This is a genomic window from Mesorhizobium sp. WSM4847 (genome assembly GCF_055811335.1).
Genome location: NZ_JBVVPY010000017.1, coordinates 48,866 through 73,594 on the forward strand (window position 1 = coordinate 48,866; position 24,729 = coordinate 73,594).

The 24,729-nt window shown below is 61.3% G+C and carries 15 protein-coding genes and 3 pseudogenes; 12 read left to right on the plus strand and 6 right to left on the minus strand.

What is annotated here, in order from left to right; genetic code table 11:
• Positions 1-64: 64 nt before the first annotated feature.
• From AC0L28_RS23140 to AC0L28_RS23165, 6 genes are all read left to right on the plus strand, one after another.
• Entirely contained in the window at positions 65-1,321 is a 1,257-nt protein-coding gene (locus tag AC0L28_RS23140) for an ABC transporter substrate-binding protein (RefSeq protein WP_473480400.1), read from the plus strand.
• Positions 1,322-1,498: 177 nt separating this feature from the next.
• Positions 1,499-2,425 carry a carbohydrate ABC transporter permease gene (locus AC0L28_RS23145; protein WP_287055496.1) on the plus strand — a complete coding sequence of 309 codons (927 nt, stop codon included), beginning with the start codon at positions 1,499-1,501 and terminating at the stop codon, positions 2,423-2,425.
• Positions 2,425-3,282, plus strand: coding sequence for a carbohydrate ABC transporter permease (locus tag AC0L28_RS23150; RefSeq protein ID WP_023802294.1), 858 nt, complete (start codon positions 2,425-2,427; stop codon positions 3,280-3,282). The genes AC0L28_RS23145 and AC0L28_RS23150 overlap by 1 nt, the downstream gene beginning before the upstream one ends.
• 27 nt (positions 3,283-3,309) lie before the next feature.
• Positions 3,310-5,319 (plus strand): glycoside hydrolase family 127 protein, encoded by a 2,010-nt coding sequence (locus AC0L28_RS23155; protein WP_473480403.1) that lies wholly within the window; start codon positions 3,310-3,312, stop codon positions 5,317-5,319.
• 110 nt (positions 5,320-5,429) lie between these two features.
• Complete coding sequence (locus AC0L28_RS23160) at positions 5,430-6,593, plus strand: hypothetical protein (RefSeq protein ID WP_473480405.1); 1,164 nt, start codon at positions 5,430-5,432, stop codon at positions 6,591-6,593.
• The gene (locus AC0L28_RS23165) at positions 6,580-7,203 is read left to right on the plus strand and encodes a hypothetical protein (RefSeq protein WP_473480407.1); all 624 of its coding nucleotides are present in this window, start codon (positions 6,580-6,582) and stop codon (positions 7,201-7,203) included. Before AC0L28_RS23160 ends, AC0L28_RS23165 begins: the two co-directional genes overlap by 14 nt.
• A gap of 107 nt (positions 7,204-7,310) precedes the next feature.
• On the opposite strand, the pseudogene AC0L28_RS23170 reads toward AC0L28_RS23165, so the two are convergent.
• Positions 7,311-8,335: pseudogene (locus AC0L28_RS23170) on the minus strand (threo-3-hydroxy-L-aspartate ammonia-lyase).
• Between the two features lie 225 nt (positions 8,336-8,560).
• Between AC0L28_RS23170 and AC0L28_RS23175 the strand changes: the two are divergent.
• The 4 genes from AC0L28_RS23175 to AC0L28_RS23190 all read left to right on the plus strand — a co-directional run bounded on the left by AC0L28_RS23175 (position 8,561) and on the right by AC0L28_RS23190 (position 19,337).
• Positions 8,561-9,538, plus strand: coding sequence for an ornithine cyclodeaminase family protein (locus AC0L28_RS23175; RefSeq protein ID WP_473480409.1), 978 nt, complete (start codon positions 8,561-8,563; stop codon positions 9,536-9,538).
• 611 nt (positions 9,539-10,149) lie between these two features.
• Positions 10,150-13,434 carry a hypothetical protein gene (locus AC0L28_RS23180; RefSeq protein WP_473480411.1) on the plus strand — a complete coding sequence of 1,095 codons (3,285 nt, stop codon included), beginning with the start codon at positions 10,150-10,152 and terminating at the stop codon, positions 13,432-13,434.
• A gap of 162 nt (positions 13,435-13,596) precedes the next feature.
• Positions 13,597-18,024, plus strand: a complete 4,428-nt coding sequence (locus tag AC0L28_RS23185) for a DEAD/DEAH box helicase (protein WP_473480413.1) — start codon at positions 13,597-13,599, stop codon at positions 18,022-18,024.
• A complete protein-coding gene (locus AC0L28_RS23190) occupies positions 17,937-19,337 on the plus strand; it encodes a DUF1998 domain-containing protein (protein WP_473480415.1) in 1,401 nt (466 codons plus the stop codon). The genes AC0L28_RS23185 and AC0L28_RS23190 overlap by 88 nt, the downstream gene beginning before the upstream one ends.
• Positions 19,338-19,359: 22 nt before the next feature.
• Here AC0L28_RS23190 and AC0L28_RS23195 read toward each other — a convergent pair whose 3' ends face one another.
• Positions 19,360-19,557: a hypothetical protein gene (locus AC0L28_RS23195; RefSeq protein WP_473480417.1), complete on the minus strand. Its 198-nt coding sequence runs from the start codon at positions 19,555-19,557 to the stop codon at positions 19,360-19,362.
• Positions 19,558-19,694: 137 nt separating this feature from the next.
• Between AC0L28_RS23195 and AC0L28_RS23200 the strand changes: the two are divergent.
• A pseudogene (locus tag AC0L28_RS23200) lies at positions 19,695-19,886 on the plus strand (aldehyde dehydrogenase family protein); the annotation flags it as partial.
• Between the two features lie 266 nt (positions 19,887-20,152).
• Here AC0L28_RS23200 and AC0L28_RS23205 read toward each other — a convergent pair.
• On the minus strand, positions 20,153-21,475 hold the full coding sequence (locus AC0L28_RS23205) for an NAD(P)/FAD-dependent oxidoreductase (RefSeq protein WP_473480419.1): 1,323 nt from the start codon (positions 21,473-21,475) through the stop codon (positions 20,153-20,155).
• Positions 21,476-21,651: 176 nt separating this feature from the next.
• Between AC0L28_RS23205 and AC0L28_RS23210 the strand changes: the two are divergent.
• Positions 21,652-22,485, plus strand: a pseudogene (locus tag AC0L28_RS23210) (GNAT family N-acetyltransferase).
• A 22-nt stretch (positions 22,486-22,507) separates the two neighbouring features.
• Here AC0L28_RS23210 and AC0L28_RS23215 read toward each other — a convergent pair.
• From AC0L28_RS23215 to AC0L28_RS23225, 3 genes are read right to left on the minus strand one after another with little or no spacing between them, the layout of a single operon-like run.
• Positions 22,508-22,948 carry a GtrA family protein gene (locus AC0L28_RS23215; protein WP_473480421.1) on the minus strand — a complete coding sequence of 147 codons (441 nt, stop codon included), beginning with the start codon at positions 22,946-22,948 and terminating at the stop codon, positions 22,508-22,510.
• On the minus strand, positions 22,941-23,627 hold the full coding sequence (locus tag AC0L28_RS23220; RefSeq protein ID WP_473480423.1) for a class I SAM-dependent methyltransferase: 687 nt from the start codon (positions 23,625-23,627) through the stop codon (positions 22,941-22,943). Before AC0L28_RS23220 ends, AC0L28_RS23215 begins: the two co-directional genes overlap by 8 nt.
• Entirely contained in the window at positions 23,602-24,657 is a 1,056-nt protein-coding gene (locus AC0L28_RS23225; RefSeq protein WP_473480425.1) for a glycosyltransferase family 2 protein, read from the minus strand. The genes AC0L28_RS23220 and AC0L28_RS23225 overlap by 26 nt, the downstream gene beginning before the upstream one ends.
• Between the last annotated feature and the right edge of the window lie 72 nt (positions 24,658-24,729).

Consider the following 24,729-nt stretch of genomic DNA (forward strand, 5'->3'; position numbering starts at 1 on the left):
AAAGGTCGCGCGCGCCTGCAGGGCAGCGCTGCCGAATGAGGAGAAAAAAATGAGGAGGAGAACCATGAAAACTACGATTGCCAGGCTCGCTTTTGCCGCGAGCATTTTTTCCACGCTGGCAGCGGTCGGGCCGTCCGCCGCCGCCGAGACCGCGAACATCTGGGTTCGCGCCGACGGCTCGAACTTCATGCCGCGCATCGTCGATGCCTTCAACAAGGGACATGAGAACCAGATCAAGCTGGACATCATCCCCAATGCCGAGATCATCCCGAAATACGGCGCTGCCGCCGCCGGCGGCACGGCGCCCGATGCGCTGTCGCTCGACCTGATCTACACGCCGTCCTTCGCCGCCGCCGGCCAGTTGGAGGACATCACCGACTGGGCGAAATCGCTGCCCTATTTCAACAGCCTGTCGCCGGCGCACGTCAAAACCGGTACCTATAAGGACCGCATCTACGGGCTGCCGTTCTCCGCCGATAGCTCGGTGCTGATCTGGAACAAAAAACTGTTCAAGCAGGCCGGCCTCGACCCCGAAAAGGGCCCGACCAACTGGGCCGAGATCGAAGCCTATGCCGAAAAGGTCAACGCGCTCGGCGGCGATATCAAAGGCTTCTATTTCTCCGGCAATTGCGGCGGCTGCAACATCTTCACCTTCACGCCGCTGATCTGGGCCTCGGGCGGCGACATCCTCACCGAGGACGGCTCGAAGGCGACGCTCGACAGCCCGCAGCTGCGCGGCGCCATCGATCTTTATCGGTCGATGGTCAAGAAGGACCTGGTGCCGGCAGGCGCGCAGACCGATACCGGCTCCAACTTCTTTGCGGCGTTTGCCGCCGGCAATATCGGCATCTCGCCGTCCGGCGCCTTCGCCATCGGCGCGCTGAACACGCAATACCCGGACATCGACTACGGCGTCACCTTCCTGCCGGGCAAGGATGGCGGCTGGTCGTCCTTTGCCGGCGGCGACAATTTCGTCGTCACCAAGGGCACCACGAAAATCGCGGTGGTCAAGGAGTTCCTCGACTTCGCCTATTCGCTCGAGGGCCAGACCATCCTGGCGAAATACGGCAGCCTGCCGGTGCGCGGCGACATCGCCAACGAGGCGCTGAAAGACCTTGACCCGCGCTACAAGATCGCCGCCGAGGCCATGGCCAAGGGCCGCACGCCCTATTCGGTGGTGTTCAACGACCTGATCAACTCCGCCAACGGTCCGTGGAACCAGATGGTCAACGAGGTCTTCTTCGGCGAGGACGTCAATGGCGCCATCGCCAATGCGCAAGAAACCATGCAGTCGATCATCGATTCGGCGCCGCAGCAGTAAGCGTCGGCTTACCTCCCCCATGAGGGGAGGTCGGACCGCAGGTCCGGGTGGGGTCGTCGCGGCAGTGCTCGACGTTCTCTTTGCGTCGGCGCGGTGCACAGGCGACCCCACCCCCGGCCTTCGGCCGGACCCTCCCCTCAAGGGGGAGGGGGACGTAGCGCTAACGAGAGAGCAGGCATGACCTCCATCGCAGCCATCTCCACCCCAGCCCGCCCCAGAAAACTGGTCGGCGCCGGCCGCCGGCAGTGGGTCGGCCTGCTCTATGTCGCGCCGGCCGTCGCGCTGGTCGTCGTCTTCTTCATCATTCCGCTTGGCATGACGGCGTGGATGTCGCTGCACAACTGGCCGCTGATGGGCGCGCACTCGTTCATTGGCCTCGACAATTACTGGGCGATCCTGCGCGACACCAGGTTCTGGAACGCGCTCAAATTCACCGGCTACTATACGGTGATCGTCACCATCGCGATCTTCGTCGTCGCCTTTCCGCTGGCACTGTTCATCGAAAGGCCACGGCCGCTGACCGGCTTCTACCGGACGTCGTTCTTCATGCCGGCCGTCATCGGTTTCGCCTCGGCCAGCCTGCTGTGGTCGTGGCTGCTCAATGTCGATTCCGGCCTGTTCAGCCCGGCCGCCTTCGAGCTCGGCCTGACCGAGAAGAAGGTCAACCTGCTGGCGACGTTCCAGCCGGCGTTCTGGTCGATCATCGCCATGGTCGTCTGGAAGGTGGCGGGTTTTACCATGATCATCCTGATGACCGGCCTGCAATCGATCCCGCCGGATCTGCAGGAGGCGGCGATGATCGACGGGGCAGGGCCGCTGGCGCGGTTTCGCGCCATCACCCTGCCGCTGATGCGCCGCACGCTGGCGCTGGCGCTGATCCTGTCGGTTGCCGGCTCGGTGCTCGCCTTCGACCAGTTCTACATCATCCTGCGCGGCGGACCGCGCAACCAGACGCTGACCGCCGTCTACTGGATTTTCAACCAGTCGTTCGTGTCGTTCAAGCTCGGCTACGGCGCCGCCCTGTCGATGGTCCTGCTGGTCATCCTGGTCGCGCTCAGCCTGATCCAGCTGCGGTTGCTGCGCCAACCGGAGGGCGTTGACTGATGGCGCAGGCACGAAGCCGCAAACGCCGCATCGGCATGCAGATCGCCGAGCACGCGACGGGCATCATCGCCTCGCTGCTGTTTCTGGCGCCGATCGTCTGGACCGTGCTTTCGGCCTTCAAGCCGGCACAGGAATCGCGCCAGCCGCCGCTGCCGCCCTGGCCGACGACGGGTTTTTCGGTCGAGAACTACGCCACGCTCAACACCTTCGGCGACGGCCTCTGGCTGCCGGCGCAAAACAGCATCTATGTCTCGGTCATGACCGTGGTTTTGTCGGTGATCGTCAGCGTGCTGGCCGGCTACGGTTTTTCGCGCTTCCGCTTTCCGCTGAAGAACCTGCTCTTCGTCCTTATCCTGTCGACGATCATGATCCCGTTCCAGTCGATCCTGACGCCGATCTTCCTGGTGCTGACCAAGATCGGCCTGCACAACACGCTGACCGGGCTGGTTTGCGTCTATGTCACGCTGCAGCTGCCGTTCTCGATCTTCATGATGCGCAACGCTTTCGATGCGGTGCCGCGCGAGATCGAGGAGGCGGCGCGCATGGACGGCGCCAACAATGTCACCATGCTGCTGCGAGTGATGCTGCCGCTGGTCTGGCCGGGCATCGTCACCATCGCGCTGTTCGCGTTCCTCGGCGCCTGGAACGAGTTTCTGGCGGCGCTGGTGCTGATGACCGACCAGTCCAAATTCACGCTGCCGATCATGATGACGGCACTGCAGTCGGGCCGCTTCGGCGCCATCGACTGGGGCGCGGTGCAGGCCGGGGTCACCGTGATGATGGTGCCATGCCTGGTGCTGTTCCTGCTGCTGCAGCGCTTCTACATCCGCGGCCTCATGGCAGGGGCCGTGAAGTGACCAATCGAACCGAATCGGAGTAAATTGATGACCGCATCGCAATCCGCCAAGCCGGCTGCCGAGCTGGACCAAACCGGCAAGTCGGGCAGGCCAAAACGCGCCTTCCGCCCGCTGCCGGTGCCGCAGGTCGATGTGCGCGGCTTCTGGGGCGACCGTGCCGATGCCGTCGCCACCACGACCGCCGGCATCCTCTATGACCGCTGTGTCGAGGCGCGCATGCTCGAGCAGATCGATCCGGATCGGCCATCGCCGGGCGTCGTCATTCCGTTCCACTCACCTTCGCCGGACGAAGCAGCCACCGCCGGCAACGAATTCACAGGATCGACGGTGACGACCCAGATGTTCTGGGACTCCGACTGGGGCAAGACCATCGAGACCGCCGCCTACTCGCTGTACCGCCGCCGCAACGAAGCGCTGGAGAAGAAGATCGACGCCGTCATCGACATGTACGGCAGACTGCAGCAGCCGGACGGTTATCTGTCGAGCTGGTACCAGCGCATCCAGCCCGGCCTGCGCTGGACCAATCTGCGCGATTGCCACGAGCTCTATTGCGCCGGCCATCTGATCGAGGGCGCGGTCGCGTACTACCAGGCGACGGGAAAACGCAAACTGCTCGACATCATGTGCCGCTATGCCGACCATATCGCCGAGACCTTCGGCCCCGAGCCCGGCAAGAAGAAAGGCTATTGCGGCCATGAGGAGATCGAGCTGGCGCTGGTCAAGCTCGCGCGGGTCACCGGCGAGCAGAAGTACATGGACCTGGCCAAATACTTCATCGACCAGCGCGGCCTTGAGCCGCATTATTTCGACGAGGAGGCGCGTGCCCGCGGCGCCGACCCAAAAGCCTATCATTTCAAGACCTACGAATACAGCCAGTCGCACAAGCCGGTGCGCGAGCAGGACAAGGTCGTCGGCCATGCGGTGAGGGCGATGTATCTCTATTCCGGGATGGCCGATATCGCGACCGAATATGGCGACGACACGCTGCGGCTGGCGCTCGACCGGCTGTGGGACGACCTCACCACCAAGAACCTCTACATCACTGGCGGCCTTGGACCGTCGTCGCAAAATGAGGGCTTTACATCAGACTACGACCTGCCCAACGAAACCGCCTATGCCGAGACCTGCGCTTCGGTCGGATTGGTGTTCTGGGCGAGCCGCATGCTCGGCATGGGCCCCAATGCGCGTTACGCCGACATGATGGAGCGGGCGCTCTACAACGGCTCGATTTCGGGCCTGTCGCTCGACGGCTCGCTGTTCTTCTATGAAAATCCGCTGGAAAGCCGGGGCAAGCACAACCGCTGGAAATGGCATCGCTGCCCGTGCTGCCCACCCAATATCGGCCGCATGGTCGCCTCGATCGGCAGTTATTTCTACGGCCTGTCCGGCGATGCCCTTGCCGTCCATCTCTATGGAAACAGCACGGCTCGTTTCGATATCGCAGGAACGCAAATGGAGCTGCGCCAGACCAGCAACTATCCATGGGACGGCGCGGTCTCGATCACGATCGAGGCCGAGGCGCCGACGACATTTACCTTGCACCTGCGCCTGCCGGCCTGGTGCCGCAAGGCGGCGCTCAAGGTGAACGGGGAGGCGGTCGATCTGCAGGCGGTCACCAGCGACGGCTATGCCGCGATCCGGCGCGAATGGCGCAAGGGCGACCAGGTCGAGCTCGACCTCGAAATGGCCATCGACCGGCTCTATGCCCACCCGCAGGTGCGGCAGGATATCGGCCGCGTCGCGCTTGCCCGCGGCCCGCTGATCTATTGCGTCGAGGAGACCGACAATGCCGGCCAGCTGCACCGCATCGCCTTGCCGCCGGCAGCCGAGATCGAGGCGCATCAGCAGCCGAACCTTTTGGGCGGCGTCGTGACGCTTTCGGCTGTTGCCAGGAAAGAGGCGTTTGAAGACTGGGACAACGGCCTCTATCGCACCGAACCGCCGGCGGTTGAGGAAGCAAAAATCACCGCCGTGCCGTATTTTGCCTGGGACAACCGCGAACCAGGCGAGATGCTGGTCTGGCTGAGAGACTCGTGATCCGTGGACGAAGATGATGCCGCCGACGACAGGGATATCTTGAATTTGGCCCGGCGGCGCTAATTTAGAGGGGAGAGTGGCGCTAGCCACTCGAATGGGTGGAGGCAGAGTTGGCGCTCGAAGACGTCGCGCGTCCGAGCGCTGGTGCTCGCGCCATGGTCATGACCGTCGCGGCGGTGCCGTTGCTGTTCGTGATCGGTGGACTGGCCATCCGCTATGCGGCTTTTGCTTCGGTGTCGGAGGAAACAGGTTTTGCGGCTTATGCCCGTGCGCTGTGCCGGTGGGATTGCGCCTGGTACGTTGGCATCAGCGAACAGGGCTATGAGCGTTTTCCCATTCCAAACCACAGCAATGTCGGTCGCTGGGGCTTCTTCCCGCTCTATCCGATGCTGGTGGCGGCGATCCGGTTTGTTTTCCCATACCCTACGATACTGATCGCGACGATCACCTCGATTGCGTGCAGCTACGCCGCCTGTCTGGTGGCGTGGCCGCTGCTCGAGAACAACATGCGGGCCTATGTGCTGTATTGCGCGTTTCTGCTCAGCGGCCCGTTCTCCTTTCACTTCACAACCTTCCTCAGCGAACCTCTTTTCGTGCTGCTGACCTCGTGCGTTTTTCTGGCGCTCAAGCGCTCCAGCTATCTCGCCGCGGGCGTTTCATCCGCGCTGCTGTCGGCGACCAGGCTGGTCGGGGTCTTCGTCGTATTTGCGACCGTCATTCAGATGTTCAGGGAGCACCGCGAGCAGGGCGGATCGGCGCCGTCTTTCCCGCGCTGGGTACTTGGCCGACCGGATCTGCTGGTCGCTGTCCTCATCTCGCCTGCCGGTTTGTTCGCTTACATCCTGTTCCTGTACCTCACCGTCGGAGACGGCTTTGCATTCCTGCACATCCAGCGCGCGTTCGGACGGGTGGCCGGTAATCCGCTGGTCTTCCTGTGGGACGGGCTGTCAGCTGTTCCGACCACCGGATGGCTGCCCACGGCGCCGCAATGGAGCGCGCTCTCCGCGATCGCCGGGCTGGCGCTGTCGGCCGGTCTGGCGGCTCGCAGGCAATATGGCGCGGCACTCTTCTGCGCGCTCTGCATCATCCTGCCGCTGATCACCAACCTGGCCTCGATGGTCAGATATGTGATTGGGCTTGCGCCTCTGACAATGTTGCTCGTCGTCCTGTTGTCGGCGTCGAGGCTCATTTGGCTCGCGGCTTTGGTTCTCTTCCTTGGCGCCTGTTATTTGATGACTGTGGCGTGGATCGGAGGCTATCTTGCCCTGGTCTGACATTCCGGCCCCGTATCGGCGCGCCGCCTCGCTTGGCGGCTACCCGCTTGCGGCAGTTCTGGCCGGGTCCGAGATCGTCATCCTAGCGCTTGCTCTCAATCCGAACGTCAACGCCGATTACCGCGCCTTTTACATCGATCAGACGACGACCTGCCTCAATCGCGATGCGACCGGCAGCTACACACTTGGCCAGACGGTGTCGTTCCGGAGCGACGGCGCCAAACGGGCAGCCAGCATAAAGGTCTGCGGCTGGTCGGGGTCGGCAGGCGACGGCACCCATTCGCTAGGCGAGACCTCGCGGCTTCGCGTGAAGATACCGCCGCTCCGCGACAGCCTGATGGCCACGCTGCAAATGGCCGCCGTCATTCGTCCACCGCAGATCACGCAAAGGGTGGTGATCTCGGTAAACGGTGTTCGGGTGCATGCGGAGACGCTGTCTGGCAAAGAACCACGAACGGTCTCGTTCGTCGTTCCACCGGCGGCTCTCGGCAAGGCCGATACACTCGAAATCGCCTTCGACTATCTCGACGGCATTCCGCCGACTCCGGCCGCCAGCAACATCTACAAGCGTTCCATCAAGCTGGTGTCGTTGCGGCTGGATGCGATTTGAGATCACGCTCAACGGCCTGCAGTCCATGCGTCTCATGACGCGCGAGCATTGCCGTGCGCTGGCGACCGATACAGGGCCGCACGGTACCAGCTGCGCCCGAGCGCGCCTTAGCGAAAGGTCTCCGGCCCGGGGCGCGCCATGGCCTGCTCTCGAGGTGTTTTGTCTGCGGCCGCCATGATCAAGCTGGCGAAGCGCGTGAGATCCACATTGCCGCCACTGACGATGACACCGATGCGCTGGCCTCGCAGGCTTTGCGATTCACTGCGAACCGCCGCCGCTGCAAGGCAACCGGTGGGTTCGACCACGATTTTCATGCGCTCGGCGAAAAATGCATCATTTCGATGAGCGCGTCGTCGCTGACCGTGGTGATAGCGGCAACCTTGTCGCGGATGACAGGAAAATTATGCGCGCCCAGATGGGTGACGACCGCGCCATCGGCGATGGATTTCGGCACTTCGATGGTGACGACCTCACCCCGGGCGAGGGATTGCTGACCATCATTGCCGGCCTCCGGTTCAACCCCGACGACCCGGCAGGCGGGCGCGCATTCCGCCGCCGCCAGTGCGGCGCCGGCGAGCAGGCCGCCACCGCCAAGGCAGACATAAAGGGCATCGAGTGAGCCGGCCTCCTGGATAAGTTCAAGTGTCGCCGTGCCTTGCCCGGCAATCACATCGAGGTGGTCATAGGGTGGAATGAGGGCGGCTCCCCGCTCGGCGGCGATCCTGCCGCCAATCTCTTCGCGATTCTCCGTGTAGCGGTCGTAGAATATCACTTCGGCGCCATAGCCGCGGGTGGCACGCACCTTCAGCTCGGGCGCATCCCTGGGCATGATGATGACTGCCTTCACGCCCTTGATCGCGGCCGCATGGGCCAGCGCCTGCGCATGATTGCCCGAAGAATAGGCCACCACTCCGCGCGCCCGCGCCGAAATATCCAAGGCCAGAAGCGCGTTCATGGCGCCGCGGAACTTGAACGCGCCGCTACGCTGGAAGTTCTCGCACTTGAAGAACACCTCGGCGCCGGTGAGCTCGTTGAAGGTGCGCGAGGTCAGCACCGGCGTCCGGTGGGCCAATCCGGCGAGGCGCGCCGCGGCGGTCAGAACATCATCGAATGTCGGGATATTGAGGGGCATTGCGGGTCGCCTTCTTCACTTTGCCGATGGTGGGCCGGCCGATGGGCTGGCTTGTTTGCGACGATACGTGTTTGCGCGAACCGGCGATCGCATTCGATGGGAAGGTTGGCGCAACATTCGCCCGAATGGCGGGCGACAAACCGTAGGAAATGCCGCTGGTTAGCCAACACCGCTGTCTTCCCCTGAGAACCGCTCGCTAGAATGAGGGAAAGCCGGGGAGATGTCATGTCCGTCACCGCAGACGAGTCGCAGCTGCTGCTGCTTGCAGGCGATCAGGTCGCGCCGCTGTTGGAGCCGGATGCCGTCCTCGATGCCGTGCGGCGGTCCTTCGAGCTTCACAGTGCGCGCGAAGGCAGGGTCTTTCCGCTTGTGCGCGAGAAGCTGCATACCGGCGGCATTTTCGGTATCAAGTCGGGCGACGTGCCGAAAGCCGATCTTCTGGGCTTCAAGGCAGCGGGCTTCTGGCCAGCCAACCGCGAACTCGGCAAGGAGCCGCATCAGGCGACCATCGTGCTTTTCGACCCGCATACCGGGCGTCCCTTGTGCATCATCGACGGGAACGCCATCACCACCTTGCGCACAGGGGCGGCTGGCGCCATTGGCCTGACCCTGCTGGCCCGCCCCGAAAGCCGGTCGATCTGCATTTTCGGCACCGGCACCCAGGGCCGGATCCAGCTGCGCCTGGCACTGCGTGAGATGCCCGGTCTGGACACCATCCATTACCTGACGGCGGACGGCCGGCCCGACGCGGCGTTCGAGGCGGCATTCGAGGATTTCGCGCCGGCCCATTCGAACCAAGCCGCCAAAGCTGTCGGCTCGAGCGATATCATTATCACCGCGACCCCTGGCAGCGGGCCGCTGTTTCCGCCAGAAGCGGTGCGGCCCGGCACGCACATCAACGCCGTGGGTGCCGATACGCAAGGCAAGCGGGAACTGCCCGACGGCCTGCTTCGCCGGGTACGGCTCTTTGCCGACGACTGCGAGCAATCGGCCGCTGTCGGCGAAGGCCAGTGGGACACCGGCTGCCGGGCAATCGAAATCGGCGATCTTCTGACCGGAAAAATGCCGTTCACGCGCGATGCCGCCGACATCACGGTCTTCGATATGACCGGGCTCGCGCTGCAGGATCTGACGGTCGCGGATATGCTCTGGCGACAGGCCAGGAGCCGGGGCACGGGAACGCGCGTGCCATGGCGCTGGTAACGCGGGAGAACCAGGCAATGACGCTTCTCGTCTGGGCCAAAGGCCATTACCCGAACGTTGAGAAGTCGCTTATCAGCAATCCCTTTGTGTTGGGCCGAACCCCGTTCCCCAGGCTATAGAGATCATGCACGCGAGGCCGCGATAGCCTTCCGTCCACGCTCGATCGACTAGCTTCTGAACTTCATGATGGAACCACGTACGGCCTCCGGACGGCGGAAATGCCATCTATCAATTCTCATAGCCCAAGACCTCTAGTCAGGTTGGGGGTCAGGCCTCCGTCGATGCTTCCAACACCTGCGAGGGCCGTCGCGTTCATGCTCTTGCGTGAACGGCCGCAACCGATCGGAATCCGCAACGGATCTCAAATAAAAAAGCTGGCATGGTTAACGCCGATGCCTCCGGTGAAGTTCTGTGGGATATAACGGTCAGTCCTTGCTTGACCTGATGTCCAAATCAGTAAAAAAAGCGACAGATCATGTTACTATTCTGGTTGGCTGGCATGACGCGGGGCTGGGTCAACCATCCAACGCTGGCAAGCTCAATGTAGCGTAAGAGTTTACCAGTTCGAAATGTTGATTGTCCACGGTGTGGCTCAGTCAGGCGGGGGCGCCATGGAAACGATAATTGCTACACGTTCGACCGCCAAGAGGTCTGGTCTCCAGCTGTCAGCGACTGAACTCGCCTTAAGGAGGCGTCTTCAACGCTATGATTCCTCTCCGTTCATTTCACATTTGGAACTGGAAGAAGGGCGCGCCGACCTTCTCAGAGCTGCAGCGAAGGCATTCGTAAGGGGTAAGCCCGAAGCGATCTCTCGTTTCATCCAGTGTTATCCCTTGTCGGGGCTTTGGGTGATGGTGAAATCCATCGCTGAGAACTATGGGCACGATGGGAATGCCGTTTATCAATGGATCGCCCACGCCTACGGCGTCTCGGATATCCCGAGCCAGCATCGAGCCGAACTAAATCGCACGTTTAGAACGGCGTGCAGAAAGCTTGGTTTGAGCGTCGCGGGCTTCAGGCCCGTCGGATTTGTTGATGATTATGTGTTCCAGGCTGGAGTCGCCGACAACCAGTTGCCTGCGCTTGTAGATGCGTTCGTACAGGCCGAAGCTATTTTAGGGTTACCGCCAGACGATGACACGCGGCGGCTGTATGCATGGCAGGATCAAGCCGCAGAATTCGCGCCTTGGCAGTTGTCCAGATTGCGAAACATCCTACGCCAGGATGAGTTAGCATATCATGCTCTTTCCTACGCACGCGTGAGGCAAGGTGTGTATGATGACTTGGGATTGGGACGGCGGATAGCCGCGGAACTCGAATCTGCGGATTCAAAAGGCCTAAGTCGCAGGGCATCACTGCTTGCGCAACCCAAGTTGGTGTGGGTTGACGATGCACTTGTCATCCAAGCCCCCAACGGCGTTCCTATCCTTGCAAGGATTGGAGGTCGAGATCGCCGGATCTCCGGAGGTGGGCAACTTGTGCTCGGAACGCCGTGGCCTGCAGCGCTCAATTGGAAGCACTCCGACGAAGCCCCTTCCGGTAGTGCGTCTGGGACGCTCGCGGTCCTAGCCGGCGAGCGCAAGCTGCTAGCATTTGATGCCGACAACGGCAGCTTTCTGCGGGCGGTAACGGATGCGGCAGGTGTTACCCCAGTCTATTTGGATGCGCGGCAAGTTGTACTGATCGCCTCATCTGCTTTTTCAGTAACGGGGGAAGCCGCCGTTCCACTTGGGCGCCAAGCCTTCGGGTTAGCCATTCAAATGAACGAACAAGTAGAGGTGACTTTCCGAGACTTTAACCTCCTTGTCGCACCACCATCTCGTCCACAGTTGGAGTTGGAACTCGTCAGGATAGGTTCCGGAGGATTCGGACCAGTCTGCGGGAACCCGTCGTCTGCGCGCGTGCGCTTCCCTGGAGGGCGTCCGGAAGGGCTACTAGATCTGGTCTTGGAACACCCGTCATTGTCCCAGCCATTCACGATAGGGGTTCCCGAAGGGGAAGATGTGAACGTCGATCTAACCGATTCGCTACCTCAATCTGGGCTGGCCGGACCTCTTCGGGCATCTGTCAATATGAAGTTAGGGGGCCGGCCGCTTGTTAGATCTAGCGCCTGGGTTTGGCCCGGTCTCGCAGGGTTGATTGACGGACTCACCTTTGAAGCACCGACGGTACCGCAGAATCTCGCCTGGACGGAGTGCCGCCATGTGGCTCGGGACAGCGAGGGACGGATAAGTCTCGTCGTCGATGAGCCCTATCGGGCCGCGAAGATCGCATTCGTAGGTGCGAAGGATTGGATTGTACCGTTCGAGATCCTGCGTCCTGGAATAACAGTATCCTTGGTTAGTGACGAAGGGAGGGAACGCTTTGTACCCTTCGGTGCCACGCTCTCTGCTGGGCGCGACAGCACGGACAGCCTCGTCATTCGATGTTCAGAGATCGATGCCGGACTGGACGTAAGGGGACAAGCGGAGTCGACTGCATTCGGCCGTACTGGAGTGCGCCGTATTGCAATGGCTGCTCTGGCTGGCCAGGCAACTCACGATGAAATTCGGTTCCGACCGCGCGGACGACCGGAAGCAGAACGGGTCCTTGTCAAGATCGCGCCGACGGCGGCTCCGGAAGCGTTCATCATCGAGCGTTTGAAACCGCAGCGAAAGCTGACGGCGAAGGTTTCGTTTTATACCCCCATGAATGCAATGATGCTGGTCGCAACGAACCTCGCCACGGACGAGCGGATCGAAGCAGCTGCTGCGTTTGGGCGATGGCAGGTAGGCATCCCATCTCGTGGGCTTGTTCAGGCGGAAGGAGACGCGCCGAACTCAGCTGTGTTCTCGATTGACTATGGCACGCTCCCACCTGGCGTATGGATAGGGGAACTGCTGGTCGGCAGAGAAGACGATACCCGGTGGATGCCGCTCGCGAACGCACGCGGCGACCGCTATGTTGTTGGATTGTCCGCCAACGCCTCAATTGGCGAGTTGGCTGAGTTGAGGCTTCTATTTCTTCGTCTGACAGAGGCGATGAACAGTTGTATCGCGGTCGAGTGCTGGCCTAGCTACAGTGGCATTGTTGAGGCGCACTGGAATCAAATCGGCAAGCGACTTGCCGCTAGCCCACAGGGACGCCGAGCTCTACTGGAAGCGGTCGCACGACCTCTGCCCATCGATGTGTCACCGACTTGGGTGCCACTCCGACACCCTATCGAACTTGCTCCCGATCTGTTTGCAGCGGATGCGGGTGCTTTCCAGGTGCTCGCCAGTGACGAGGTGGATGGAGGTCCCGAACTCGGGGCAATTTCCAAGACCGTGTCATGCGAACGACTGCGTGATGCGATCGGCATGGTGGATCCGAGTTTCTTCCACGGATTCGACAACTTCATGCAAGCCGCTCGAAGCGACCGGGTTAAGTTGCAGAATTTCAGCTTCCAGCGCTTCAATCAGGCGCTGAAGGGCGGAGGGGATCAAACGGGTGTCTTCTGGCGGCCGCGGGATGGCCGGCTTTCGGCAGCACATCACGCCTGGTGCGTAGATCGACTTGTGGAGCGCGTTGCGCGCGTTGCGCCAGACGGTTTGGACAACAACCTCCAACGGATGCCCCAAGCGGCGTATTTGGCGAATATCGGATTGCAGATTGGCGCTAACGTTGCCGTCGCGACACCAGACTCCATCGTTGAACAATTAAGCATTGCTGGCGCGGTTCCCGCGCTTTTCTCAGTCGCAGCACGGTCATTTAGGCGCGGGGAATCGATGGCTTTCTGGAGCCAGCTTGTTCAACGGTCTCAGCGGCCACAATCGGAGTTGCTCCGCGATTTCGGCTTCCTGACACGCATCGCACCTGAGTTATTGGGTTTCTATCTGCTCCTGTGGGAGCTCGAACGGAGGAGCCACCCTCAATGAGCGATCTTGACCCACTCGAATTGCGTGATCGGATTGGCGAGACGCTCGGCCGCTATATCACAACGGCGGTACCGATATCAGACGAACGTGCCCCTCGACTCGCAAGCACCGTTCGTGAATCGATAGCTGGCACTGCCTCTGGGCTCGTCACGGGGCCATTTCTTGAAAGTCTGCCCGGGGCGCAGCCTGCGCAACCTGACAGATGAAGGGATCTTCAGCGATCGGTGGCGCAGGATGGTCGACACGGATCACTCGGGCCTGTTTGAACGGCTCCTGCATATCCACCAGGACAAAGCCATCGCTGCTGCTTGCGAGCGGAGAAACTATCTTGTCGCGACCGGAACTGGCAGTGGCAAAACGGAGGCCTTCCTTTACCCAATTGTCAATTCCCTGCTGACCGACGGACATCTTGAGAACCCGGGGGTGCGCGCCGTCCTTGTGTATCCGCTGAATGCGCTGGCCAACGATCAGCTTTACTATCGGATAGCACGTCTTCTGCTTCGTGAACTCGGCGATCCTGGTATCACCTTCGGCCGCTTTACGGGGCAAGTGAGGTCCGACACTAACAGGGCGGAGGAGGAGCGTAGGCTCCTCGACAATGACGGCTTGGTCGAAGCGCTCAGGCTTGGGAGATCAATACCCCGTTCATGGCTCCTGTCTCGTGACGAGATGCTCCAGCGTCCACCTCATATACTTGTTACAAACTACGCAATGCTCGAGCATTTGCTACTGCTACCACGCAACGCACCCCTATTTAACGGCGCTGATCTTAAGTTTCTGGTACTCGATGAGATCCACACGTATGCCGGGGCACAGGCAATCGAAGTTGCCTTTCTGCTCCGTAAGCTGAAAACCAGACTGGGTCTCCGATCGGGAGCGGTGCAATGTATTGGTACCAGCGCCAGTCTCGACGCATCTCGAGCAGATGAGCTGGTTGCGTTTGCCGAGGACCTTTTCGGAGAGACTTTCGGTGATGGAATGGATGCGATCGTCACCGGCAGGCGGAGACTTCACCCCTCGTTGACGGCTCAGTGCGAAATCAAATCGGTCGCGGTTGACGCTTGGGCGAGGGTGCCGCAAGCAGTTACCGAGTTCCGGTCATTGGAAACGGCTAATGCAGTAGCTTGGAACCAGATAGTCGGACGCGTTAACATACCCGAATTTGAGGTCGCCCCCGGACTCGATGTTGAAGCAGGGTTGCTAAAGGTCAGTTCCGCGACTTCAGAGGTTCGAAAACTCGCGCGGTTATTGGAAGGCGGGTTGACGCGTTTCGAGGACGCAGCAGCCGAACTGTTTCCCGCGGCGACACCTGCTGCAAGACATGCAGCCTTGCGAGGCGTTGTGGCAGTTGGTGTCTTAGGGCGAAGCGGTCCCTCAGATTTTCCTCTCTTGCCAGCTCGCTACCATCTGGCAGCGAGCGGTATCGAGGGCGGCGTCGTTCGCTTGAAGGCCGACGTCGCAGAGCCGTGGGAGGAGTTCAGACCGGTGCGATCATACGCGAACGAATCATTGGGACCATATTACCCTCTCCTTGCATGCCGGAACTGTGGGGAACCTTTTGTAGAAGGATGGGAAGGTCATTCGCGGCTACATTCAAAACCTCAGCCAGGTGCGTCCCGTGTAGTACTTAGGCTGTTTACGGGACGCGCCGCCCTCGAAGATGATGTTGAGCAGTCGGACGAGGACGACGGGACAGGGGAAGAGGTTCTCACAGTAGATCCGGCAACCGGCGACATCGTTTCCCAACAACCCGGCCAAACAGTGAGTTTGCGGCTGGTGCCGATGCGAGAAGATGACGCTGACCGTCGCCGCTACGTAACACGCTGTCCGGCCTGCGGTGAGCGAGGAGGACGCTTCGCCGAGCCCGTTTCCGGCTTGCACCCTGGCGACGATGCGCTAGCGGCTGTAGCCACGCAGCAGCTCCTTGAGGCGTTGCCAGAATCTAACTCAGGCAGCGTTCCCTTGCCTATGGACGGCCGGCGCCTACTCGTCTTCTCCGATAGTCGACAGGACGCTGCATTCTTTGCACCCTTCTTTGAGCGAACATCGCGGGATCAGGCGATCCGGGCAGCCATTGCCACGATTGTTGGTATTTCACACGACGATGAAGATCTTTCCGTCCGGGACTTGAGAGATGATGCTTGGAAGCGCCTTCGCAATCGCGGCAAAAGGGCTTTCGCTGTCCTGCGTCCGGGAACAGTGGAGCCCCTTTCCGATCGCGAAACAAAAGGAAAATTGCTCAGTTGGATTGTAGCTGAATTCTGTCTGCCCGGCGGTACGAGAAGCTCACTAGAAACCTTGGGCCTCGTTCATGTCGACTACGACTCAACCAAGCTCGCAAAGGTAGCACAGAGGGTGGCGGCTGCGGTGCCCAGCATTGCAGATCGGGCAAAGGAACTCAGCCGACTTTTTCTCGATATCGTACGACGCAACCGTTTGATCACGGACTTGGATGATGAGCTCGACCTGACGGACGCTTCCATCTGGGGCGATGGCATCAACCAAGCGGGACGTGCATTGGTCCGGGTCAAGTCGCCCAACCAGAAGATCACCGTGGGCCTAGTGCCGGCAAGCGATCGACCCAATCGATTCTACTGGTTTCTCACCGAGAAGCTGGGACTGTCGCGAGCGGATGCCGTCGGCGCGCTTGATGCCTTCTGGGAAGGTGCCTCGAGCACCGGGTTACTGAAGTCACACCATAGCGGCCAGGCTCTAGACCCCGCGGTTCTTCGGTTTGCCTCAGGCCGGACTCGTCCCCTGTACCGCTGCAGCATCTGCGGAACACGCACCATCCGATCCGTTGGAGATAAATGTTCTTCTTGGCAATGTATCGGAACCTTGCACTCCATCGAGGGCAGCGCTCGATCCAAATTCGAGACGAATAATCACTATGTTCAGCGCTATCTGACGGCACAGCCTCAGGCCGCTGTCGCTCGCGAACACACGGCAGCGATTGGAACACAGGTCCGGGAGGGGCTTGAAGATGCGTTTCGCAAGGGCGGGATCAATCTCCTAAGCTGTACAACGACCATGGAGATGGGCGTAGATCTAGGCGACTTGGAAGCGATAGTCTGTCGCAATGTGCCTCCATCAATCGCGAATTATCAGCAGAGAGCCGGCCGAGCCGGGCGCCGGGCGCAGGCTGCACCGATCGCACTTACCGTGGCGCGCAACGGCAACTATGATCAGGAACAGTATCGTTCCTTCGACCGCTATCTGGCGAACCTCCCGCCGGTTCCCTTCATAGCCATCGACAACCCCGACTTCTTCCGCAGACACCAAGTATCGATGGTCCTCGCCGGATTCCTTCGTCGAAAGCTTTCTGGGCTGAAGAAGCAAGGCGCTCCTATTCTCAGCGACCTGTTCGGGGAAACGCTCGGGCCTGAAGAATCTCAATCCTTCGCCGATTCTCTGGCTGCTTTTCTGGAAAGCCCGGAAGGTCGCACCGCCCTCTCCGAGGGGGAGATGCTGGCAACGCACTTACCCAGTCATGCTGGTCCTATAGGACTTGCTGGTGGCGAACTATCACGCCACTTCCGCGATCAGGTTCTGCACTTCGCTCGAGATATCGCGAACCGATGGCAAGCGCTTCAGAGCCGTCGAGAAGAGGCCCGCGAAAGTGGAAACGACAAGCGGGCCTGGGCAATGCAGGGTGAACAGGAACGCCTGCTCGGGCAGCTTCTCGTGGATGCGCTTTCACGCGCGGCAGTGATCCCAACCTACAGCTTTCCGGTCCATTCCTGCCGCCTTGAGATTACCACCGAGCGCGGAAGAGGAGCAGGCCATCGTGGGGCAGGTCATGACGACCCTATCCAGCTCGATCGCGCTGCCACGCTGGGCGTGAGTGAGTATGCGCCGGGCGCGGAAGTAGTCGCGGGCGGAAGAATCTGGGTGAGTGCAGGAATAGTCCGCTATCCAAAGGATTTCATGCCCGATCAGACCTATCGAATCTGCGGAAGCTGCGGGCATGTCGAAATCCAGCGCTTTCGCGAGGAACTCTCAGAAAAATGCGGTCAATGCGGAGGTGAGGTCGGCCAATCTGGTACGTTCGTCGAGCCAAAGGCGTTCCTAACCGCATACAAGGAACGCGAAGGACGTGACCCTGGTGCATCTCGTGTCCGGCAGCGACGTGCTGAAGAGGCGCGGCTCGTCACGCAGGCGCCTTTCGAAGCGTTCAGCGACACAGACCTAAGGCGTGTCCGAACCTTTTATGCGCCCGCTAATCCGGGTGAGGCCACGCCTGTCCCGACGGGCAGATTGTTCGTTCTCAATCGTGGTCCCTTCGGCCAGGGCTATCTACGCTGTCCAAAATGTGAGCATGCCGAGGCAGCGCGCCCTGGATCCAAACTCGGAAAGGCGACGAAGGCCGTACATGATGATCCGAGAACCGGGGAACGCTGCCCCGTCGACGAGGTCAAATGCCGATCGATTTGGGTCACATCTTTGAAACGGACGTGCGGGCACTTTCCTTTGCAACGCCGATACCGACGCCTGACCGCTCGATGGAGGAAAGCGAGGTTCGGAAATATGAGCAGAGCTTCCTGCGCACGCTGGCCGAATCCTTACGTCTGGCGTCTGCCCGGCTGCTGAACGCCAGCCCTAGGGACCTCCTTGCAACATATCAGTCGGATACCAGTCGGCCGACCGTTGTCCTCTACGATGCGGTCGCTGGTGGAGCAGGTTACGTGCGGCGCCTATGCGAGGGCGGGAAGTTCTCTGCAGGGCGCATCATTGCTCGGGCGATCGAGGCTCTCAACTGTCCGCGTCAATGCGGGAGTTCCTGCGCACATTGCCTGAACGACTATGGGAACCAGGCGTTCTGGGACCAGTTCGACCGCACCATTGTCCTACCGTGGCTCCAAGCTCTACACTCGGATCAGGCCGAATTTGCAGGTGCTCCATCCTATGCGAAACGCTGGGAGGAGCCATCCCGTGACGCTCTCAGGCAGCGTTTATCCGGAAGCACGCACGCAATCTTCTTCGCGCCGACGCTTCACGGCAGCAGGAATCACCAAGAAGCCATGGCCACTGCTCGCTTCCTGCGAGACATTGCGGACGACTCTCCAAACAGGAAAGTAATAGTCGTGGCGGCCTCAGGGCTGCCGGCAGGGCTCGGCTCGGTCACAGCATCCGATCTTCCCGCGGTCGAACTCCTGGCACATCAGGAGGAATCGGGGCGGCTCGAACTGCATGGCCTGCCTCCAGAACGTTTCGACGTTGCGCTGCCAAGAATGCTCGCCATCACTGGCGACGGGCCGATGGCCATTCATTGCGACGAATCCGACAGGCCGTTGCTTGACCAGCTGCTTCCTGGGCGAAATTTCCTCTCCGCAAGCCTCTCGCAAGAGGACTCGGACCAGCTCCTAAAAATAGTAGGGGAAGCGCGGCGCATCCCGAATGCGTTGACCGGAATTCTTGCCAATACGCGGCGTTGGGAATTCAAGCCTGGCGACAGGCGAGACCTCACGGAAGCATTTGCCTTGGCGAGACAGGGATCCCGTGTTCGCTTCGTGCTGCGCGATCCATACCTGCTTAAGGGGGAGAGAAATCGTCGTTCGGCAGTGGAATTCTTGAAGGCTCTCACTCGAATGGATGTTGCGATCGACACGGTCACGATGGTGTGGAGACCCGACGATCCGAGACAAACCATGAGCATTCCAGAATCCGTGGCGGCACAGGAAGCGGACCTGCGTTTTCGCCTCAAGCAGGCAGATCTTGGGGATATTCGAGTGTACTTCAGTCCGTATCAGCCTCGCCGGGGTGGACACTTCCATGACCGCCAGATCATGGCGGAATTCAACGATGGTAACTCACGAAAGACCCTCCGCTGGGACATTAGCTCGGGCGTGGATAACCTGATGGATTCGTCCAAGGAGGCGGTGGTCTACGCCTGTAGCATCTGATCAGGGCTCTGCGGTTCGTCGCTCAGAGGCGGCGGCCCGTACCATCGGCCAATATTTCGAGTATCGGCTTAACCAGGTCGTACAGCGTAGATCTGCGTCCGAACTCTATGATTTTGGTGGCGGCAAAGTCGCTTGCCAACAGAGCCAGTGGGACGCGCTGGTGAGCGCCCTCGGCAAAGAAACCCGCTTCAACGTTCAGCCCGCCAACATCGGTCAGCAAGTACCGCGCATGAAAGTCATCGCCACCGCTCTTTTTCCTTCTAGGCGAATAAGGCAATGGACATGCAGTCCGGAAGGATCCCTGCGAGCCATTTCTGCGGGTTTTCAATGTAAGCTGCGCCCGACCCGCCCCATCGCGCCCTGGCAGGCCACCCGACCTATGGGCTTGCGGCCGGGCTCTACACCAGCGACCCGTCGCGTGCCCTGCGCGCAATCCGCGCGTTGCAAGCAGGCACAATCTGGGTCTACCGCTACGGCCGCTCGCGCGATCACATCCTGCCGACCGGAGGATACAAGCAATCCGGCATCGGCAAGGACCTGGGACGCTGAGCATATCTGGCCAACCGCAAGACCAAGAGCGTTCTCATCGACCTGTGAGGGCGGCTGAGCGCCATGGCGCGGGGACGGTTTGGGGCCGTCGGGGCGGCGCACCTTGAGGCAGGTGCGACCTGCGAATGTGGACGTTCAGCCCAAGAGTGTATGGAACCTGTGCGACCGCATCGGCGAGAGCGGTCATCAAACGGTCCAGATCGCGCCTGAGCCCGTAGGTAACGATCGCTCAGCGCCCTTTGCTGTTGCCATTGCGGTCAATCGCGTCAGAAGGCGCCGACTTCCATTTTGGATCTGTCCGTGATGCGTGACAGGCGGAATGGCGTCGGATCGACGCTTGCCGCGTCACCGGCGACCAGATCCGCCGCCAGATGGCCAATGCCGGGGCCGGCGCCGAAGCCGTGTCCGGAGCAGCCTGCGGCGACGAACGCTCCGCCGATGCTGTCCACCGAAATCACCGGCACTGCGTCCGGTGTGAAGTCGATATACCCGCCCCAGGAGGACACGGTGCCGGCATCGGCAATGGCGGGGAAGAGGGCCTTTATCTGCGTCATGATGGTTGCCGCCATCCGCTTGTCCGGAGCGGGATCGAGGACGCGGATGCGCTCAAACGGGGTCGGCCTGTCGAGACGCCAGCGACCGAGTGTTTCCGGGCCTGCGAAGAACGAGCGGCCTATGCCGATCTCGACGGCCTTCAGCCGTTTGATGAACATCGGCAGAAACGGGCGGGCATAGCGGATCCCCTGCGGCGTGATCTCGAGCGTCGCCCTGCCGCTGGCGGCTATCGTGTAGCTGCCATCGATCCGGCGCGTCAGGGCACCGTCAGAGGTAAAGATTGCCCCGCCAAGATCCGGTGCAGGACCGGTCCGCAAGGCGGTCTGACGGACGCTGGCCTGCGGCAGCGAAACCGCATGCATGCGCAGGAAAGCAGAAGCCCAGGCGCCGGCGGCGCATAGCACCGCGCTGGTGCGGATCAGGCCTTTCTCGGTGACGACGCCGCTCACTTGCCCATTGGTGATATCCAGGCCGCGTGCCGCGCAGTTCTGATGAATGGTCGCGCCACGCTTGCGGGCGCCCTCGGCGATCCGCGGGGCGGCCAGCCAGGGCTCGGCCTTGCCATCGTCTGCCGCGTGGACGCCACCCAGCCATTTGCGGCCGCCAGCCGCAGGAACGGCGGCAGTGGCCTCGTCGGCCGTAAGCATCCGCGTCTTGACGTCGAACCGCCGCGCAACCGCGCGCCACTTGTCCCATTCGGCGAGCTGCTTTGGATCGTCCGTCGCATAGTTGAGCCCGCAACGGCGGAAGCCAAGGTCGTGCCCGATCTCTTCGGTCAGCTCTTGCCACAGCCGCAGCGCCAGATTGGCAAGCGGCAATTCACGTGCATCGCGGTTCTGCCGGCGGCACCAGCCCCAGTTCCGGCTCGACTGTTCGCAGCCGACATAGCCCTTTTCGATCAGCGCCACCGATAGGCCGCGCCGCGCCAGGGAATAGGCCGCGCTGGCGCCGACAATCCCGCCGCCGATCACCACGACGTCCGCTGACTTGGGCAGCGTTTCATCGCTGCTGATGTGGTGGATTAAAGGGGACATGGCGGCCTCGGCAATCAATGATAGCTCGCAGTATCGGCGACCGGTGCCGCAGAATGCACTGACTGCAGCGGCATTTTGGTATTTTTGCCCCGAATATCGCCGGCATTCGGCGAGTGACGCGGAAGCGGCGATTCTATCGTCGTGTCAGTCTTCCCACTCCAACAGTCCTGGTGCTTATGAACATCCAGTCCATCACATTCGAACCTTTTGAAGCGCACCATCTTGAGGAAGCGACGGCCCTGTCGCGAGCGGCCGGCTGGCCGCCGGAAGGAAGACTGGGCCATGATCTGGTCCCTGAGCGAAGGTCAGGTCGCGTTGGAAGGCGGCAGGGTGGTGGGAACCGCCTTCATGACCCCTTTCGGAAGAACCTGCGCAACTCTCAACACCATCATCGTCGATGAGGCAATGCGTGGTCGCGGGCTGGGACGGCGGCTGACCACCACCGCGCTCGAGCAGGCCGGCGACCGCGAGTGCCGCCTTACCGCCACGGCCGACGGACTGCCTCTTGATGAAAAGCTTGGCTTTGTCGCGACGCACGATGTTCGGCAGCACCAGGGCACCGTCGGGCAGGTCAGTGCGCACCGGCCGTGGAGTGGATCGGGTCCGAGCACCTTCCGACACTCACCGCGCTCGATCGCGCCACCTTCGGTGCGGATCGCGCCGCGCTCATGAACGCGTTGGCGGGCGAGGGGCGGTTTGCGGCCATCACCAACGAGGACGGCATCGCGGCCTTCGCGGCCGTGAGGGCATTTGGCAGGGGCGAGGTCGTCGGACCGGTCGTGGCGCAGGATCGCGATCAGGCGAGAGCCCTGATCGCCTTCATCCTCTCGGGAATGCAGGGCTGCTTCGTGCGCATCGACATCCCTGAAGACGCCGGCCTTTCACCCTGGCTCGAAGGACTGGGGCTCGCCCATGTGGGCGGGCCGGTTGCCATGCTTCGGGGCGCAAGCAATATCCCGGGTTCCACGAACGCACGCATCTTTGCCCTGGCCAGCCAGGCCCTCGGCTGAGGCCAACTCAGAAGGCCATGGATCAGGTGGAGCGGTCGCTGTGCTCGCCGGGTCCTCGCTGCGCAAAAACCCATCGGTCGAGCATGAGAAGATTGACCGCCGGAACAAGCAGGCATGTAACCAGAATGGCAATGATCGGCGGCAGGCCGAGTTTCGCCGTCAAAAGCGCCGGCGCCGCGTAAGCCACGGCAAAGCCTGTCGCCGTCAGCAGGAGAAAACGCGCAGCTTCCGATCGATGCGATCCATTCGACATGAAGGTTACCGATTTATGGGCGAAATATGAAAACACGGCAGCCGCCGCATAAGCCGCGAGCGACGCCTGGACCGGCGAAAGGCCGATCCATTTCGATTCGACCAAACCGATAGCCAGGGCAGCATACAGGATTGTCGCGGCGATGCCGACCAACCCGAAGCGCGCCAGCAGCTTCAGCCCGGCACCGGCAGTCGAACGGTCCTCAGACATGCGCGCTGCACGCATACTGGGCCCCGAGCGGCAGAGGCGCGAGCAGGCGCTCGAGTCGTCTGGCGAAGGACCTGGCCGACGGCAGCAGCAGGAAGTGCTCGGATCGGATATCCTGAAAACCCGTCTCCTGAAAAAGCGATCTTGCTTTGGCGGCGTTGAGCAGGACAGCGTCCTGGTCGAACGGACACCGCAACACCGCGAGACGCGTCAGCGGATTATAAGGGTTGTGCTCGATGATGCAGGCGACGCCGCCCGGCCGCACGACGCGCCGCATTTCCCGGAAGAAATCGAGCCAGGAGGCGGGCGGAACGTGATGGACGACGCAACTGGCGAAAGCCAGATCGAACGCGCCGTCGCCATAAGGCAGGCGCGGCGTCGTGCAGGCCCGGTAGCTCACACACGGATTGTCCTGGCCGGCGCGCAGGATCGATTGTTCCGAGACGTCGCAGCCATCCAGGCTCTCGAACGCGCCTTCGAGATAAGGGTGGAGCGACCCCACGCCGCAGCCGATATCCAGCGCCCGCACCCCGCCCTGTCGAACCCCACGCTCGACAACGAGACGCCGCAGCAGGTCGGCCTTGGCGATCAGAAAAAAGTCGTGCCCGAGTCCGGAAAACCGGATGGATCCTGCGACCGCCTCGCCATAGTTCGATTTATAGCTGTCGAAGAGTTCGGCCATCAGCCGAGGCTCCGTTCCTGGGTTTTCGAAACGGTCGACGGCTCTCACTGGCGGCACGCATCGCCTTGTCGAAGCCGGCGACCCGATCGATCACGTAAAGCGGACGGCGTTTCACCTCGGCGTGGATGCCGCCGACATAGAGCCCGATCACGCCGGTCATGAAAAGATTGATGCCGCAAAGCAGCGACACGATCACCACGGTGGATGTCCAGCCGGCAATGATGCCGGTTTCAAAAATCCAGGCGAAGATGGCGTAAATGCCGAACAACACCGCAAGCGCGGAGATCGCCAATCCGCCCCACAGCGCCATGCGCAGCGGCTTCTCGGAGAAGCTTACGATGCCGTGAACGGCAAGGTGCATCATCTTCCAGAATGGGTATTTGGTCTGGCCAAGGGTCCGCGCCGGGCGTTCGAAAGGCACCGCTGTCTGCTTGAACCCCATCCAGGCGAACATGCCCCTGACGAAACGGTCGTGTTCGGGCATTTGCTTGAAGGTTTCCAGAGCCTTGCGCCCGACCAGGCGAAAATCGCCGACGTCGCGGGGGATGTCGACCGACGTCATCTTCTCCAGCAGGCGGTAGAAGAGACTCGCCGTCAGGCGCTTGAACCAGGATTCGCCCTCACGCTTGACACGGCGGGCATAGACGATCTCGAAGCCTTCCTTCCACTTCGCCACCAAATCGAGGACCACCTCCGGCGGGTCTTGCAGGTCGGCATCCATGACGATGACGGCATCACCCGCAGCCGCATCCATGCCGGCCGTGATGGCGACCTGATGGCCGAAATTGCGGGAAAGCTCGATCAGCCGGAAGCGCGGCTCGACGGCGACGACGTTGCGAAGGTATTCGACGCTCCCATCGAGGCTTCCGTCATCGACGAAGATCGCCTCAGTCTCGCCGTCCAGCCGGCCGATCAGCGAACTGATCCGCTCGATCAGTCGCGGCAGCACCTGTTCTTCATTGTATATGGGAAGGACCAGCGAGTACCGCGGCGGCGACACGTTCACCGCAGTCCTGATGCTTTGGATCACAGGGTCTCGCATGCCGTTGAAAATGGAACGCAAGCTACAAAGTTCCAAGGACATACAAGAAATCGCTAAATT

Coding starts and splice junctions, on each gene's coding strand:
- AC0L28_RS23140 (WP_473480400.1), top strand. CDS start 65: ATGAAAACTACGATTGCCAGGCTCGCTTTTGCCGCGAGCATTTTTTCC.
- AC0L28_RS23145 (WP_287055496.1), top strand. CDS start 1,499: ATGACCTCCATCGCAGCCATCTCCACCCCAGCCCGCCCCAGAAAACTG.
- AC0L28_RS23150 (WP_023802294.1), top strand. CDS start 2,425: ATGGCGCAGGCACGAAGCCGCAAACGCCGCATCGGCATGCAGATCGCC.
- AC0L28_RS23155 (WP_473480403.1), top strand. CDS start 3,310: ATGACCGCATCGCAATCCGCCAAGCCGGCTGCCGAGCTGGACCAAACC.
- AC0L28_RS23175 (WP_473480409.1), top strand. CDS start 8,561: ATGTCCGTCACCGCAGACGAGTCGCAGCTGCTGCTGCTTGCAGGCGAT.
- AC0L28_RS23180 (WP_473480411.1), top strand. CDS start 10,150: ATGGAAACGATAATTGCTACACGTTCGACCGCCAAGAGGTCTGGTCTC.
- AC0L28_RS23190 (WP_473480415.1), top strand. CDS start 17,937: ATGGAGGAAAGCGAGGTTCGGAAATATGAGCAGAGCTTCCTGCGCACG.
- AC0L28_RS23205 (WP_473480419.1), bottom strand. CDS start 21,475: ATGTCCCCTTTAATCCACCACATCAGCAGCGATGAAACGCTGCCCAAG.
- AC0L28_RS23215 (WP_473480421.1), bottom strand. CDS start 22,948: ATGTCTGAGGACCGTTCGACTGCCGGTGCCGGGCTGAAGCTGCTGGCG.
- AC0L28_RS23220 (WP_473480423.1), bottom strand. CDS start 23,627: ATGGCCGAACTCTTCGACAGCTATAAATCGAACTATGGCGAGGCGGTC.